Annotated in this window: 11 protein-coding genes; 6 read left to right on the forward strand and 5 right to left on the reverse strand. The window is 70.2% G+C overall.

Annotation, left to right across the window (positions count from 1 at the left end):
- Positions 1–592: 592 nt before the first annotated feature.
- The 3 genes from MZC64_RS28735 to MZC64_RS28745 form a co-directional block, all read right to left on the reverse strand.
- Positions 593–1,549 (reverse strand): tyrosine-type recombinase/integrase, encoded by a 957-nt coding sequence (locus MZC64_RS28735; RefSeq protein ID WP_247762248.1) that lies wholly within the window; start codon positions 1,547–1,549, stop codon positions 593–595.
- Positions 1,550–1,738: 189 nt separating this feature from the next.
- A complete protein-coding gene (locus MZC64_RS28740) occupies positions 1,739–2,632 on the reverse strand; it encodes a TRM11 family methyltransferase (protein WP_247762250.1) in 894 nt (297 codons plus the stop codon).
- Positions 2,629–3,393, reverse strand: coding sequence for a hypothetical protein (locus MZC64_RS28745; protein ID WP_247762252.1), 765 nt, complete (start codon positions 3,391–3,393; stop codon positions 2,629–2,631). The genes MZC64_RS28740 and MZC64_RS28745 overlap by 4 nt, the downstream gene beginning before the upstream one ends.
- A gap of 630 nt (positions 3,394–4,023) precedes the next feature.
- Here MZC64_RS28745 and MZC64_RS28750 point away from each other — a divergent pair.
- The 3 genes from MZC64_RS28750 to MZC64_RS28760 all read left to right on the forward strand — a co-directional run bounded on the left by MZC64_RS28750 (position 4,024) and on the right by MZC64_RS28760 (position 7,303).
- Positions 4,024–4,950, forward strand: coding sequence for a hypothetical protein (locus MZC64_RS28750; protein ID WP_247762253.1), 927 nt, complete (start codon positions 4,024–4,026; stop codon positions 4,948–4,950).
- A gap of 161 nt (positions 4,951–5,111) precedes the next feature.
- The gene (locus tag MZC64_RS28755; RefSeq protein ID WP_308301084.1) at positions 5,112–5,426 is read left to right on the forward strand and encodes a pilin; all 315 of its coding nucleotides are present in this window, start codon (positions 5,112–5,114) and stop codon (positions 5,424–5,426) included.
- Positions 5,423–7,303: a hypothetical protein gene (locus tag MZC64_RS28760; protein ID WP_247762254.1), complete on the forward strand. Its 1,881-nt coding sequence runs from the start codon at positions 5,423–5,425 to the stop codon at positions 7,301–7,303. Before MZC64_RS28755 ends, MZC64_RS28760 begins: the two co-directional genes overlap by 4 nt.
- A 29-nt stretch (positions 7,304–7,332) precedes the next feature.
- Here MZC64_RS28760 and MZC64_RS48860 read toward each other — a convergent pair whose 3' ends face one another.
- Together MZC64_RS48860 and MZC64_RS28770 are read right to left on the reverse strand one after the other, a co-directional pair.
- Positions 7,333–9,387, reverse strand: a complete 2,055-nt coding sequence (locus MZC64_RS48860; protein WP_247762255.1) for a recombinase family protein — start codon at positions 9,385–9,387, stop codon at positions 7,333–7,335.
- Between the two features lie 151 nt (positions 9,388–9,538).
- Complete coding sequence (locus tag MZC64_RS28770) at positions 9,539–9,790, reverse strand: DUF5372 family protein (RefSeq protein ID WP_308301085.1); 252 nt, start codon at positions 9,788–9,790, stop codon at positions 9,539–9,541.
- 41 nt (positions 9,791–9,831) lie between these two features.
- On the opposite strand from MZC64_RS28770, the gene MZC64_RS28775 reads away from it, so the two are divergent.
- The 3 genes from MZC64_RS28775 to MZC64_RS28785 are packed head-to-tail and all read left to right on the forward strand — an operon-like array spanning position 9,832 to position 15,234.
- Positions 9,832–10,911, forward strand: a complete 1,080-nt coding sequence (locus tag MZC64_RS28775; RefSeq protein WP_247762257.1) for a PrgI family mobile element protein — start codon at positions 9,832–9,834, stop codon at positions 10,909–10,911.
- Entirely contained in the window at positions 10,908–12,743 is a 1,836-nt protein-coding gene (locus MZC64_RS28780) for a VirB4 family type IV secretion system protein (RefSeq protein ID WP_247762258.1), read from the forward strand. The genes MZC64_RS28775 and MZC64_RS28780 overlap by 4 nt, the downstream gene beginning before the upstream one ends.
- The gene (locus MZC64_RS28785) at positions 12,733–15,234 is read left to right on the forward strand and encodes a type IV secretory system conjugative DNA transfer family protein (RefSeq protein WP_247762260.1); all 2,502 of its coding nucleotides are present in this window, start codon (positions 12,733–12,735) and stop codon (positions 15,232–15,234) included. The genes MZC64_RS28780 and MZC64_RS28785 overlap by 11 nt, the downstream gene beginning before the upstream one ends.
- The last annotated feature ends 84 nt before the right edge of the window (positions 15,235–15,318 follow it).

Here is a 15,318-nt window from a genome sequence, read left to right on the forward strand (position 1 = left end):
TGGTTCCAGCGATGTGGATTGGCGCATCACCGCGACGTTCGACCACTCGCCGCCGCGGCCCTCCAGCTGGCGGAGGATGCGGCGGGGCTCAGCGTTCATGTGGGTCAGGCCGCCGCCGTAGAGCGGTGCTTCGACGATGTCGCGGTCGGTGCACCGCCGATCAGGCGGACGATCGCCTTGTTCCGGACCAGCGTCGGCTCGACTCGGTTTCAGCGGTCCGTCGGTGTGTCCGTCCGGCTCAGCGGGTTGCAGAAGACCGGCTCAGCCCTTGCCGTCGTCGCCCGGGGAAGCGTACCGGCGCCTGTGCCGCCGCCGGGCCTCAGTCGAGCGTCGAGCCAGCATCAGCATGTGCGCCGTCCTGGCGTGCCTGGCCATCTGCTGTCGAGTCTCCGTTGGAAGGCGGTGGTCGGGATCCACCTGCTGTTCGAAGCGGTCAAGGAATGCCTGGATGCCCCGCGATGTCCGAGCGGTTCGGTCGCTCGTCCTTGCCCATGAGGCGTGGGCGGCCTGCCGGGCGCGAAGGCTCCGCTGCTCAGACGTCATGCCGCGACGGGGTCCGGCTGGCTGCTGACGTTCTCCGTTTGCCGCCCGGTCAGACATTCTCGCCGATCCCCATACGCAACTGGGTTTCTTGGGCTCGTTCGGCAGCGGCGCTAGCGCCGTAGTGCCGCGGCATGTCCTCCGAGTTCCACCCGAGCAGGAGCATCAGATCGCCGGTGTCGCCGCCGGCGAGTTTCCACTCGTGGGCGAAGTTGTGACGCCACCGGTGGGCATGTACTCGTTGGAGCCCGGCAGCAGCGCCGCGCCGCCTCAGCATGATCTTGATGCCGTTCGGGGCGAGTGCGCGACGACCGCGTTCGGCCAGCCAAAGGTTCGGGAGGTTCGCGCCGACATGGTTGTCCCGCAGGCGCAGGTAGCGGCTGATGGCTCGCGCGGTCTTCGGGCCGAACCGCACGCGGCGCTCCTTGTCGCCTTTGCCGTGGTACCGCACGGAGTCGAGTTTGAGATCGATGTCCTCGGTGAGCAGTCGACCGACTTCGGACAGCCGCGCTCCGGTGTTGTAGTAAAGCCTGATGATCGCCTCGTCGCGAACGTGGATGAACGCCTTGGGCTTGCAGGTCGCGAGGACCAACTTGGTGTCGTCGTCCCGGATGACCGGCACGAGCCTCTTCGTGGTTTTGGGCTGCCGCACCCGCTCCATCGGCGAGCGGTCGATCTCCTCCTCATCGAACAGCAACCACTTGAAGAACTGCTTCAGTCCCTTGTGCTTGTTCAAGGCGGTGGCCGGCGAGCGGGTCTTGATCATCCAAGCCTGGAACGCCTCCACGTGCTCCTTGCGCACTGCGGTCGGGTCCTCGGCGGCATCGTGTGCTTCAACTTCGGCAGCGTATTCGGCCAGGTATCGAGCCAGCTGAACCGCAGCCAGCAGGTAGTTGTAGCGCGTGGTCGCCGGGTAGTTCCCGGCCCGCAGTGTGCGGTCCCAGTCCCGCAGGAAGCTGGCCCACATCTTCGGCAGCGAGGCAGCCAGTCGTTCAAGCTCAGTGCCCATGGGCTACTCGCAGGATGCGACCAGGTTGGCAAGAAGCCGTCCGGAGGCCACCTGCCGCGGCCCCCGGAATGCCTGGGCGGAAGTCCAGGGGAGAGGTACTGCACCGGTGCCGACGCGCAGCGCGCACTGCTGCGTTCCATCGGCGGTAAGTGGTGCGCCAGCTGCACTCACGGCAGCGCTGCTGGATGATCATGTCGCCCATTTCCGATCCGGGTCCGGTTCGGAGGTGAGCAGTCGTCCCGACAGCGCGGTGGCTGGCGCGGGCTGCCACCCGGTGATCGCGTTGTTGGCGAGGCTGTCCGGGAAGACAGGTGCCTGGAAGATCACCACGTCGTAGTGGGCGGTGAGGGCGACCGGCACTCCGCCTGCGCATGCTCGGGCAGCAGCTTGGCGTTCGGCGAATCCGGCACGGGTGATCACTCGGTGTCCGCGGACCCTCGCGGTGAGGGCAATGCCGCGCTGCATTGGCACGAACCCGACGGCGCTTCCCGCCTCCAGCACTCTGGCAGGCAGGTCGAGCAGGGCGCCCCCGTATCGAACTGGACGGATGATGACCACGATGCGTCCGCCGGCGCGAAGGAGCGGGCGGCAGAACGACAGTCCCTCGGCGAGCCGTTCGCAGTCGGTGTCCGGCACTGACTCGGTCGGCGTGCGGTCGGTCATTCGGAAGCCGGTCAACACGAGGTCGACCTGGCCGGCGAGGCCGGTTGCCTCAGCGTCGCGGAGGAGGCTGGCGTCTCCGGTGATCACGGTTCCGGGCCGTTGAGCACCGTTGCGGCGGGCTGCGGTGATGTTCCTACGCGCCACTCGTCGCCATCGCGGGTTAGAGGTGAGGCCGATGGCACGGCGGTCGGCGTAGAGGGCTTCGGTTGGCACGGTGCCTGCACCGCAGTCGGGGTCCAGGACCAGGTCGCCGGGGCGGCTGAGGGCGGCGATGGCGTGTGCGGCGATCTTGGGCGGGACCTGTTCGTGATCGAACTGGGTGGCTGGGGTGTAGCCGCCGCAGCGGAGTTGGTCGGCCAGGGTGCGTTCGCCGGTCATCCACACCGACGAGGGACCCGAGTTCGGCGAGTGGCCGGTCATCGGAGGTCTCCGCGATTCGCCGGAGCAACCTCACCGGATGGGGCGGCGGTGAAGACGAGGAGATCGGCGAAGGACTGCTCACCAGCGAGGCCGTCCTCGCCGCCATCAGAGCGGGGCTGGCAGACAGGCTCTCGGAGCAGGGCCAGGTGATCGAGGTAGCAGAGTCCGGACTCCCGAACGGTCCGGACTACGGTGCCGGTCGGATCGCGGAATCCACTGGCAGTCCGGTCGCTGTGTGTGATGACCGCGAGGGTGCCGCGGCGCGTGAGGCGGGAGGGCCAGTAGCGCAGTTCGGGATGGTCCGAGGCGGAGGACTCGACCGCGATGATGATCAGGTCGAAGGAGTCCAGACCCGGACTGGTAATTGCATCGGCTGGCTGGTCCGGACTCACCTCGCCGTCGCCAAGGCGACTCGGGGCGGCCGGCAGGAGTCCGGGTCCGGACTCGGACTCGGCGTGCGGTGGCGAGCTGTCGCCCGGATGCGCCGCGGCTTGCCCCTCGGCCCGGACCTGGACAGTCCGGCCGAGCCGGAAGACGGCCCAGCGTGCTTCGAGGAAGCAGTCGTACTCGCGGTGCCTGGACGGCGTCCGGACCTCCGGGCCGATGCTCGCCAGCGGTAGTCCGGAGCACGATGGCGCGAGCAGCAGCACCCGCTGGCCGGGCCGGGTGTATACGGTGACGATCTTGATGATTGCGGTCAGGAGCCAGGCCGTCGAGGGCGGGCCGCTGGAGTGTCGGGCACAGGGCAACACCGTGGCCAACCGGGTCGGCCCCTCAGCGGGCTGGCAGGGTCGTGATCGGGTACGGCACCCTGATCGCCGACCGAGTTCTCCGCGCCGCGGGATAGCGGCGCTGGGGGTGTTGATTGGATTGCCGGGCGAACCGGAACCGCTCTGTGAAGTCATGGGGGCCTCTGCTGGGCGAGTGGCGAACTACTGGACGCCCCTTAAGTCCGATTCTGTCGCACCTATTGGACAAAAGCCCATCAACTTTGCAGTCCATCGCGGGAAGGCGACGCGCTGTGGATCCACCACTACGCACTCTCGCCGACGTCCACCGTCGCAGCCCGATTCGACGAGTGAAGCTCTTCCAAGATTTTTTCGACAGGTTGAACCAGGCGTGCAGCTCGTGGCCGGACAAGCAAGCAGTCGACTACTAGTCCACAACTAGATCAACGATAAAACCGCAGCTCATCGACTACTAGTTCCATCTTGTGGGTTTCCCTGTATGCCGCCGGTGCCCGGCCCTCATTGTGTCGCGAATTCAGCAGGATCTAGTAGTTCCATAGCGGCACCGGGAGATCAACATAGTATCGTCCTAGCATTTCGCTAGTAATCGTCGTGGCGTACTGGCGTCGTTGTTGAACACCTCGACGCCGCAGGAGATACGTCATGCCTACACGTTCGACCTCGCGCCGCAGCGACGGCGAATCGTATTCGGAGAATGCGCTCGATGTGGCACGTGGCGCCTTCGAGTGGCTGGTCACCGGACCGTATCCGGTGGCGCTGAACGGGCGCCGGTTTCCCGGGCTTCCGGATCGCCAGGTCCCTCTGGATGAACTCCGCGATCTGGTGCTGGAGCGCCGCTGCCGCCAGTCGACCCGGGATGCGGTGTGGGCGCACCTGGTGCTGCGCTCGCGCACCGAGGGCGCGACCTGGACGGTGGCTGCGGTCGGTATGGCCCTGCCCGCGCTCACCTCGGTCACCGCGCGCCTGACCGACCGCTTCGCCGCCGACCCGGCCGATGTCGCCGGCGAGGTCCTGCGCGGGTTCCTCGCCGCGGTCACCACGATCGATCTGCGCCGCCCGAAGATCATGCTGCGCTTGCGGTGGGCGGCCTTCCGTGCCGGGCACGCCGCGGTCGCCGAGGCCCTGGCCGCGCCGACCCCGCTGCCTTCGGGGTTCTTCTCCCGAGCGCCGCACCCGCCCTGGGGGCACCCGGATCTGGTGCTGGCCCGCGCGGTGGATGAGGGGGTCCTGACCCGGATCGAGGCCGCGGTCATCGGGGCGACCCGGCTGGAAGAACTGCCCATGACCGACTGGGCGGCCCGGAGCCGGATGAAGCTGTGGGCGGCCTACAAGATGCGCCAGCGCGCCGAGGCCCGGCTGCGCTCCTACCTGTGCGAGGACACCGCCGAGCCCACCGCACCCCGCCGCCAGCCCCGTCCTCCTCGACCACGTTCGGTGACCGAATCCCGAGGTCGGTCCAGGCGGAAAGTCCGGCGCGGGATGTCCAAGACCGGCTCGGATTCCGGAGTTCAGGAGCGTGAGACCACTCCGTCCTCCCCGCGCCGTTCGGAGGTGCCCCCATGTGCCTGACCCCGCCCCCACTCACCACCGAACGGCCCCCGACCCAACCTGCCAACCCCCAGCACCCTGACGACCACTTCGTGTCCACCGCCGCGGGTAACGCCCGCGGTCATCGGAGGACTGGGTGCGATTGGGGACCGTGGCACACGGTGCGCCGAGCGGTGCCGGTCGTGTCGTTGCTCGCGGTGGGATGGCTGGGGGCGGCGTCCTCGGCGCAGGCCGAACCGGTCGCGGTGCTGGCGCTGGCGAAGTCGTTGGAGGAAGTGCTCAGCAATCTCCAGCTGTGGCTGGCGGGCATCCTCGGCGGGCTGGCCACCCTGTTCCTCAGCTTCGGCGGCGCCCGCTACCTCGCGGCCGGCGGGGATCCCGGTGAGGTCAGCAAGGCCAAGTTGGCGCTCAAGTGCGCGGGCGTGGGGTACGCGGTGGCGCTGCTGGCCCCGCTGATCGTGGAGATCCTCAAGCGGATCGTCGGGGCCGGACCATGACCGCCACCAGCCCGCCCACAACAGGAAGGCCACGCCGCCGCGGCGTGTCCCGGACCTGGGCCGGGTGGGCCTTGGCGGTGAGTCTGGGCCTGTTGCTGGCCGTGGCCGTGGCGGTCACCGCGAGCGCCCAGCCCACCCCTGCGCCAACTCCGCCCGCGCCGCCCACTTCGGCGAACCCCACCACCACGGTGCCGAGCACGTCACCGGGACCGTGTACCGGGCCGGGCTGCATCCCGCAGCCGACCACCCCCGGCCGGCCGCCGGGGCAACCCGGCGGGTCGGGGAAGCTGGTCTGCTCCCTGTGGGACACCTCGACCTGGTCGGTCTGCCTGGACACCATGCTGACCGAGTTGTTCCGGGACATCGCCGCCTCCGCGCTCAACCCGTTGCTGGAGCTGCTCGGCAACACCCTGCTCACCACCCCGACCCCGGCATCGGTGCCCCGGATCGGGCAGTTGTGGCAGTCCTCCTGGGAGATCGTGCTGGCCTGCTACGGGCTGCTCGTGGTCTTCGCCGGGATCCAGCTGATGGCCTACCAGACCGTGCAGACCCGCGCCTCGGCGCAGGAGATCCTGCCGCGGCTGCTCACCGGGTTCCTGGCCAGCGCGCTGTCGCTGTTCGTGGCGGTCAAGGCCATCGAGTTGGCCAACGCGCTCTCGGCCGCGGTGATGGGGCCCGGGGTGAACCCGACCGAGGCCGCCGACGCGCTCAAGCTCCTCCTGCTCAACCCGGCCTTCGGGATGAGCATCATCCAGGCCCTGTTGATGATCGCGGTGGCCATCGGCGTGATCGCGGTGCTGCTGACCTACATCGTGCGGGTCGCCCTGACCGTGATCCTCATCGTGGCCGCCCCGCTGCTGCTCATGGGCCACGCCCTGTCGGTCTCCGACGGGGTCGCTAGGTGGTGGTGGAAAGCCTTCGGCGGCTGTCTGGCGGTGCAGCTTGCCCAGTCGTTGACCTTGATCACCGCGTTGCGGGTGATCCTGGCCCCGGGGTTCACGGTGTTCGGGCCGACCACCGGGGGCCTGGTCAACCTGCTGGTGGGGCTCGCGCTGCTCTACATCCTGGTCAAGATCCCCTTCTGGATCTTCAAGCCGCTCAAGATCAGCCAGGGCCGCTCCCTGATGGGCGGGCTGCTGCGCGCCTACGTCATCGGCAAGACCTTCGGCCTGGTCAGCGGACACCGCAGAAACACCGCCTCCTCCCACACCCGCGCCGCCGCCGTGCGGCCGCAGCCGGGTGCGGTCAGCGAGCCGCCGTGGCCGATGGCGATCCGCCAGTGGGGCGGCCTGGCCGGCATCGGCGGCCCGGAGGCCATCGCCCGCCGTCTGCGCGAGCACCGCGCCGCCGCCCTCACCCACCAGCAGCCGGGCAGCCGGGTCGGCGCGGTCCGCTTCCAGCAACCCGCCCCGCAGACCCCGACCCATGACCTGGCTCCGCGTCACGCCCCGGAGGCCCCCGCCATGACCCAGTTCCAGCCCCCGGTTCCCGACCGGCCCACCGCCGCGCAGCCCATTGCCCGCCCCGCGGCCGCGCCCAGTCCGCTGCGGTTCCAGCCCGCCGCGGTCCCAGCGAACACCCCAGTTCTCGTGCCCGCCGCGCCGGTGCCCACGCACTTGCGGTTCCAGCCCGCCACCCCGGAGCAACTGGTCCAGCCCCGCATCGCCGACTCCGCGCCCGCGGCCCCGGTGTTCGGGCATCCGGCGGTGGCACCCGTCGGACGCCGCGCTCGCTCCCACACTCCTGCCCCCACGCAGTTCCAGTCCCCACCTGCTCCGGGTGCCACGTCGGCGAGCGGTCCGGACTTCACCGTGACGACGTTGATGTTCCAGCCGCCGCAGCCTGCCCCACCGACTCGATCTGGAGGTGAGTCATGACCTCGCCCATTCGCATCCCGACGGTCGTTTCAAACTGCACCTCCTGCGGTTGTTGGGGTAGTCCGTTTGCCGCGCGATGTGGGCTTGGCGGCCTGTTGCCGGTAGATGGCCTGGCTGTGGTCGTCCCAGGGGATGCACCAGCGTCTGCTGGCCTCGACGCGCCGGACAGGCACCAGGTCGTGGCGGATCCAGTAGTAGATCGCTTTGTTAGTCACGCCCAGCAACTCGGCGGCTTGGGTGACACTGACCTCGCCGTCCTGGACCGCGGCGGTGCGTGGGCCGGGAATGCCGTAGGTGTCCCGGATGCGGGCGACGGCCGCAGCATCGAATGGGCGACCCTTGCCGGTGGTCAGGCCAGCGGCGTGGAGCTGGTCGGCGAGTTGCTGGCTGGTCTTGACCGCACCGTACCGGCGGATGATCTCCAGTGCTGTGGCGGGGGTGCGGCCGGGGCCTTTGCGGTTGGCGGTGATCTCGTCGGTGGCGCCGGTGTGCCAGCGCACACCGATCCGCACCTGCCCCTCGTGGTCGGTGGGCAGCAGGGTGACGTCGGCGATGAGGGTCCGCAACAGGCGTTTGCGGTCCCGCGGACTGGTGTCCGGGTCATCCCACAACCGCGGCAGATCCGCGGCCAACGCCTCCAGCCTCGAGCGGGGCGGCAGCGGCGGTTTCGCCGCTCGCGCGGTCTCCAACGCGGCCTCGGCCTCGGCCAGCGCGGCAAGTTTGGTCTCCCAGCGAGACTCCAAACTCCTTGCCACCAAACGATTCTCCGGTTCCACCTGGGAGAAGGCTCGTTCGGCACGGTCGGCCTCGTAACGGGCGCGCTCCACGGCGAGTTCGGCGGCCCGATGCGACCGGACGTGGCGTTGGGTGACCTCGTCAGCGACCACCAGCGCCGAGGTGATCTGCTCGGGCGTGACCGCATCGAGCAGCAACCGGCCGACCACCTCGTCCACGGTGGACACCGCGACCGACCGGCAGTCCACGGTTGTGGCCTGGTCACGCTCGGCGGCGCACACGTAGAACACATAGTGCCGCTTGCCATAGCGGCTGCCCATCCGCGCGCCACAGGCGCCGCAGTAGATGATGCCCTGACACAACGCGGTGCCCTCCCGAGGTGGTCGGGCCCCGCGGGCGGTGTGGTTGGCGGCGAGTTTGGCCTCATTGTCCAGAAACTGCTGCCAGCTGAGGTAGCCCTCGTGGTGCTCGGGGATGAGCACCGTCCACTCCTCGCGGGCGCGATTGCGCCGCGACGAGCGCACCGTGCCGTCCGGTTGGACGCGGCGCTTGTCATAGGTGCGGCCATAGGCGTAGGCGCCGGCGTAGACGGGATTCTTCAACGCTTGCAGCACCCGGTAGTGGCCGAGCTTGCCCCACTTCAAGCGGCCGGACCACACCCCGCCCCAAGCGCGTTGCGGGAACAACCGTCCGGTGTCGGCGAACGCCTTGACCACACCGTAGGCCGAGCCGGTGCGCGCGAACTCGGAGAACAGGTCCTCCACCGCCGTGCGGACCTGCTCATCCGGGTCGATCACCACCTGGTTGTCGAGGTCGTAGACGAACCCCACTGGCAGCGGCGCGCGCAGCTCGCCGCGATGCGCGGCCGCGAGTTTCGCGCCGTGCAGCCGGCCGGCGAGCAGATGCAGCTCGGCCTCCGACATCGAGCCCTTGAGCCCGAGCAGCAGCCGGTCGTTGACATCGCCCAGGTCGTAGACCCCATCGCCGTCGATCAGCAGTGTGTCGGTCAACCGGGCGAGTTCCAGCAGGCGGGCGAACTCGGCCGAGGAACGCGCCAGCCGCGACACTTCCAGCCCGAAGATCGCGCCGACCTCGCCCAGACACACCCGCGAGATCAGCTCGCGGAACCCGTCGCGCTCGGAGCCGAATCGGCCCGAGACCCCGAGATCGGCGTCCACGACGATGACCTGCTCGGCGGTCCACCCGAGCTCGACTGCCACGCTCGACAGACCGTATTGGCGGGCGGTCGACTCGCCGTGCTCGCGGACCTGCATCAGAGTCGACTGCCGCACATACACCACCGCGCTGCGGGCCCGATGCTCCGTGGTGATCTTCGAGGTCCCGTTCACCGCGACCACCGCCGCGATTGTTCTTGCGCAGCAACGATTCCAGCATGTTCGCCACGGCCATCACCGCTTCCCCGCACCACGCCGCGGCCACCGCGCCTCACTCCCGGCCCGCCAAGGCCGCCACTGTCACATCTGAGCACCACCAAGATCATCATTCACCCACCTCAGGGTCGCTCGAACAGCGGGTCGCCATCGCGTCGATCACGGCACGCAACACTGTCAGGCCCTCGGCAGCGAGCCGCTGCTCGGCGGCCGGGACACCGCGATCGGTCCACTCCTGCCGCAACGTCACCCGCGCCCGGCCGTCGACCTCGCACACGAACCACAAGCCCCGCCGCGTGCGGCGCTCGAACAACACCGGCAACTCCCGGCCGCGCAACGGATGGAAGGGATGAGTGATCACCAGTGAGCTACCACGAGACCCGAACGAGCGGGTCCTATGCAGTGCGTATCCCCGCCGATGTCGACCGGCCCGATCGCATCCTCGGCCCGCTCACCGGGCGGCAGGTGCTCATCCTCGCCGCTGCCGCCGGCCTGCTCTACGGCGCCTACCACCTCACCCGTGACCTGGTCCCGTTGCTGGTCTTCGCGTTGGCCGCGCTGCCGATCGCGGCGATCACCGCGGTCGTGGCGATGGGTCAGCGGGACGGGATCAGCCTGGACCGCCTCGCCCTCGCCGCACTGCGGCAGGCGCTGAGCCCGCGGCACCGCGTCGCCGCCCCCGAAGGCATCCCCGCCGTCCCGCAGTGGCTGGCCCAGCACGCCACCACCGCGGGCGGGTCCGGGGCGGTGTCCCCGGTCCCGCTGGAGTTGCCCGCCGAAGCCGTCACCGACGCCGGGGTCATCGACCTCGGCCCGGACGGCCTGGCCGTGCTGGCGGTGTGCTCCACAGTCAACTTCGGGCTGCGCACCGCCGCCGAGCAACAAGCCCTCGTCGCCGTCTTCGCCCGCTTCCTCAACGGCCTGACCGCCCCGGCGCAACTGCTGGTGCGCGCCCAGCGCCTGGACCTGTCCACCCAGATCGCCGAACTGCACGAGAGCGCGCCCCGACTACCCCACCCCGCGCTGGAACACGCTGCCCGCGAACACGCCGACTACCTCACCCAACTGGCCGCCACCACCGACCTGCTGCGCCGCCAAGTCCTCCTGGTCCTGCGCGAACCCCTCCACACCACCGGATCCGGCGGACTCGGCTCGCCGCTGGCACTGCTGCGCCGAAACCGCAGCCGCCAACCGGTGCGGCCGGATGAGGGGGCGCGCCGCGCCGCGGAGACGCGGCTTGCCCAGCGGGTGCAGGAAGCCACCGCGCTGCTGGCACCGGCCGGGATCACCGTCACCGCGCTGGATCCCGGCACGGCGACCAGCGTGCTGGCCGCGGCCTGCAACCCCGACTCGCTCATCCCGCCCGGCACCGCGATGGCCACCGCCGACGAGGTGATCACCACCGCGCCCACCGGCGGCTGGAACCCGGCCGCCTTCGGCACCACCGCCAGCACCTACCAGGACGGGGGTGAACAGCGATGAGGCGCACCAGCACCGCGGGCAGCGGGGTGTTCACCCCGGACGCGATCACCGTCGGCGCCCGGCACCTGGAGGTCGGCGGCGAGCAAGTGGCCTCCTTCGCCGTCACCGGCTACCCCCGCGAGGTCCACCCCGGCTGGCTCCAGCCGCTGCTGACCTACCCCGGGCGCCTGGACGTCAGCCTGCACATCGAGCCCGTCGACCCGGTCACCGCCGCCGAGCGCCTCAAGAAACAGGTCGCCCGGCTCGGCTCCGGCACGGGCCTGGACCCGCACGCCGCGGTCGCCCTGCGCGATGCCGAAGACCTGGCCGACCGGCTGGCCCGCAGCCAGGACAAACTGTTCCGCTTCGGCCTCTACCTCACCGTGCACGCCCACACCGCACCAGAGCTGGCCACCGAGGTCGCCGCGGTCCGCTCCCTGGCCGCCTCCCTGCTCCTGGATGCCAAACCCGCCAGCTACCGCAGCCTGCAAGCCTGGATCACCACTCTGCCACTGGGCCTGGACCAGCTCGGACTGAGGCGCACCTTCGACACCACCGCGCTCGCGGCCAGCTTCCCGTTCACCAGCCCGGACCTCCCGGCCCCGGACCCGGCCTCGGCCGCAGCACCGACCGGGGTGCTCTACGGGTTCAACCTCGGCTCCCAAGGACTTGTCCACCACGACCGCTTCGCCTGCGCCAACCACAACTCCGTCATCCTGGGCAGCTCCGGCGCCGGCAAGTCCTACCTGGTCAAACTCGAAGCCCTGCGCTCGCTCTACCGCGGGATCCAGGTGCTCATCGTCGACCCCGAAGACGAATACGCCCGCCTGGCCAACGCGATCGGCGGCACCCACCTGCAACTGGGCGCCACCGGAGTCCACCTCAACCCCCTCGACCTGCCGGTGCACACCCGCCCGGACGGACGGCGCACCGCACCCCGGGACGCCCTGGTGCGCCGCTCCCTGTTCCTGCACACCGTGATCGCCGTTCTACTCGGCACCGAACTCGACGCCGCCCAACGCCTCGCCCTGGACCGCGCGATCACCGCGACCTACGCCGCGGCCGGGATCACCGCCGACCCCCGCACCTGGCTACGCCCGGCCCCGCTGCTGGCCGACCTGGCCACCGCCCTGACCCAGGTGCGCGACCCGGCCGCGGTGACGCTGGCCGCGCGGTTGCAGCCCTACACCACCGGCGCGTTCTCCGGGCTGTTCGCCAAGCCCACCACCCTGCGCCAGGACGGACACTTCGTCGTGTTCTCCCTGCGGGAGCTGGCCGAGGAACTCAAACCCCTCGGCACCCTGCTCGCGTTGGACGCGGTGTGGCGGCAGGTTTCCAACGCCGCGATCCGCCGCCCCCGGCTGGTCGTGGTCGACGAAGCCTGGATGCTGATGCGCCAGCCCGCCGGCGCGGAGTTCCTCTTCCGCATGGCCAAAGCCGGCCGCAAGCACTGGGCCGGACTCACCGTGGCCACCCAGGACGCCGCCGACGTCCTGGGCTCCGAGATCGGCAAGGCCGTGATCGCCAACGCCGCCACCCAGATCTTGCTGCGCCAGGCCGCGCAGGCCATCGAGGAGATCGGCCACGCCTTCACCCTCTCCGCCGGGGAACGCCAGTTCCTGCTCTCCGCCGCCCAGGGCCAGGGCCTGCTGGCCACCGGACCCCACCGGGTCGCCTTCCAAGCCCTCGCCTCCCCGGCTGAGCACGCCCTGATCACCACCTCACCCGCGGAGCTGGCCGCCCTGACCGAGACCACACCGGAGACCACGCCAGAGGCGTTCGTAGACCTGGAGTCCCTGACCCCCGGGGCCGTCAGTGAGCTGTCTGAGGAGGTCGATCTTGATGCTGCCTAACGTCACCCCTCACTTGCCGCCCGCCGGGAACCTGTTGGAAGGCAACGGGAATCCGTACGCCTCGCCGATCGCGGACTACCTGCTCAACCCATGGGACGCGCTCGCCAACCTGGCGACCGCGGCCAGGGACCTGCTCCTGAACTGGGGACCGACGGCCGCCGGTGTCCTCCTGGTGCTGGCCACCTCGGTGACGCTCCTCCGCCGGGCCTGGCGCCGCCGCAACCACACCCGGCTGGCCACCGACGCCCGGCTGATCACCGTGCTGGCCCCGCCCACCGTCGAGCCCACCGGCGCGATCACCTTGTGGGCCAACCTCATCGGCCTGCTCCACCCCGCCTGGAAACGACTGCTGCACGGCCAGCCCCACCTCAGCTTCGAGTACGACTTCACCGCCAACGGCCTGCAGATCCAGCTGTGGGTCCCCGGCCTCATACCCCCAGGGCTGGTCGAGCGCGCGATCGAAGCCGCCTGGCCCGGCGCACGCACCCACACCACCCCGGCACCGCCGCCGGCGCACCGCGGTCATGTCGAGGCGGTCGGCGGTGAACTCCGCCTGGCCCGCACCGAAGCGCTGCCCATCCGCAGCACCTTCGCCACCGACCCCCTCCGCGCCCTGCTCGGCGTCCCAGCCACCCTCGGCCCGCACGAACACATCCGCGTGCAGATCCTGGCCCGCCCGGTCACCGGGCGCCGCCTCGCACGAGCCCGCCGCGCCGCCCAACGCCTGCACACCGGCCGACCGATCAACCCGATCAGCAGCCTGCTCGACCTGCTCACCCCCGGCACCCACACCACCCGCACCAACACCGCGGCACCGCGGCTGGACCGGCAGACCAGCATGGACTACACCGCCCAGGACCGGGCCATCGTGGCCAAACAGCGGGAACCGCAATACGACACCCGCATCCGCTACCTCGCCACCACCACCCTGACCGCCGAACCCACCCCGCAGGAACGCGCCGCGATCCGGGCCGTGCTCCGCGGCCGAGGCCACGCCCTGGCCTCCGCCTTCGCCCCCTACGCCGAACACAACCACTACCGCCGCACCCGCCTACCCCACCCAGCGGCCACGATCGCCTCCCGGCGCCTGGACACCGGTGATCTGCTCTCGGTGCCCGAACTCGCCGCCCTGGCCCACCTGCCCATGGACGAAGCCGTTCCCGGCCTACACCGCGCCGGCGCCCGCTCCCTCACCCCACCACCCGGCATCGCCACCACCGGACCGCAGGTCAAACCGCTCGGGATCAGCGACACCGGACACCCTCGCCCGATCGGCCTGCACGTCGCCGACGCCCGCCACCACCTCCACATCCTGGGCAAGACCGGCTCCGGCAAGTCCGAGCTGATCGCCAACCTCGTGCTCGCCGACGCCCAAGCAGGCCGCGGCGCAGTAGTCATCGACCCCAAAGGCGACCTGGTCCAGGACCTCCTGCAGCGCCTACCCGAGGAGGTAGGCGAGAAGGTGGTGCTCTTCGACGCCGACAGCCCCACCCACCCCCCGGTGCTTAACCCGTTGGAGGGCAACGACACCGCCCGCACCGTGGACAATCTGGTCTCGATCTTCGCCCGGATCTACGCCTCCTCCTGGGGCCCCCGCACCGAAGACATCCTCCGCGCGAGCCTGCTCACCCTCACCACCCAACCCGGCACCCCCACCCTGCTGGACGTGCCCAAGCTGCTCACGGTGCCCGCCTTCCGCGCCCGCGCCACCCAACACCTCCACGACGAAGTCCTGCTCGGCTTCTGGGCCGGCTACAACACACTCTCCGACCCCGCCCGCGCCCACATCATCGCCCCGCTGATGAACAAACTCCGCGGCCTGCTCCTGCGCCCGTTCGTCCGCAACGCCCTCGCCGCAGGACCCTCCACAGTGGACATGACCACAGTCCTCGACGGCGGAATCTGCCTGGTGCGCATCGCCAAAGACGCCCTCGGCATCGACACCACCAGCCTGGTCGGCTCCATCATCCTGGCCGCCACCTGGCAAGCCGCCACCCGCCGCGCCCGCCTCCCCCAACGCCGACGCCGCGACTGCGCCCTCTACGTCGACGAATGCCACAACTTCCTCAACCTGCCCTACCCCCTGGAAGACCTCCTCGCCGAAGCCCGCGGCTACCGCCTGTCCATGGTCCTGGCCCACCAGCACCTCGACCAGCTCACCAAGGACCTGCACGCCGGCATCTCAGCCAACACCCGCTCCAAGGTCTTCTTCACCGCCAGCCCCGAAGACGCCCGCCACCTGGCCCGCCACACCCACCCCCGCCTCACCGAACACGACCTGTCCCACCTGGGCGCCTTCCACATCGCCACCCGCCTGCTCACCGACGGCGAAGAAACCCGCCCCTTCACCGCCCGCACCCGCAAACTCCCACCCCCCATCCCCGGCCGCGCACGGGCCATCCGTACCGCTGCCGCGGCCAACACCCGCCCACCAGCCCTGGCACCCGGACCGGCGCCCCGTACCACCTGGGATCCACGCCGGGCCGCCTGACCTGATGCTGAACGGTCGGTGATCCAAGTAGTCACCTGTCCGAAGCAGTGACCTACCGTCGTGCGACGGCAGGTGTTAGTAGCG

The sequence above is a fragment of the Crossiella sp. S99.2 genome (assembly GCF_023094165.1).
Taxonomy (GTDB): domain Bacteria; phylum Actinomycetota; class Actinomycetes; order Mycobacteriales; family Pseudonocardiaceae; genus Crossiella.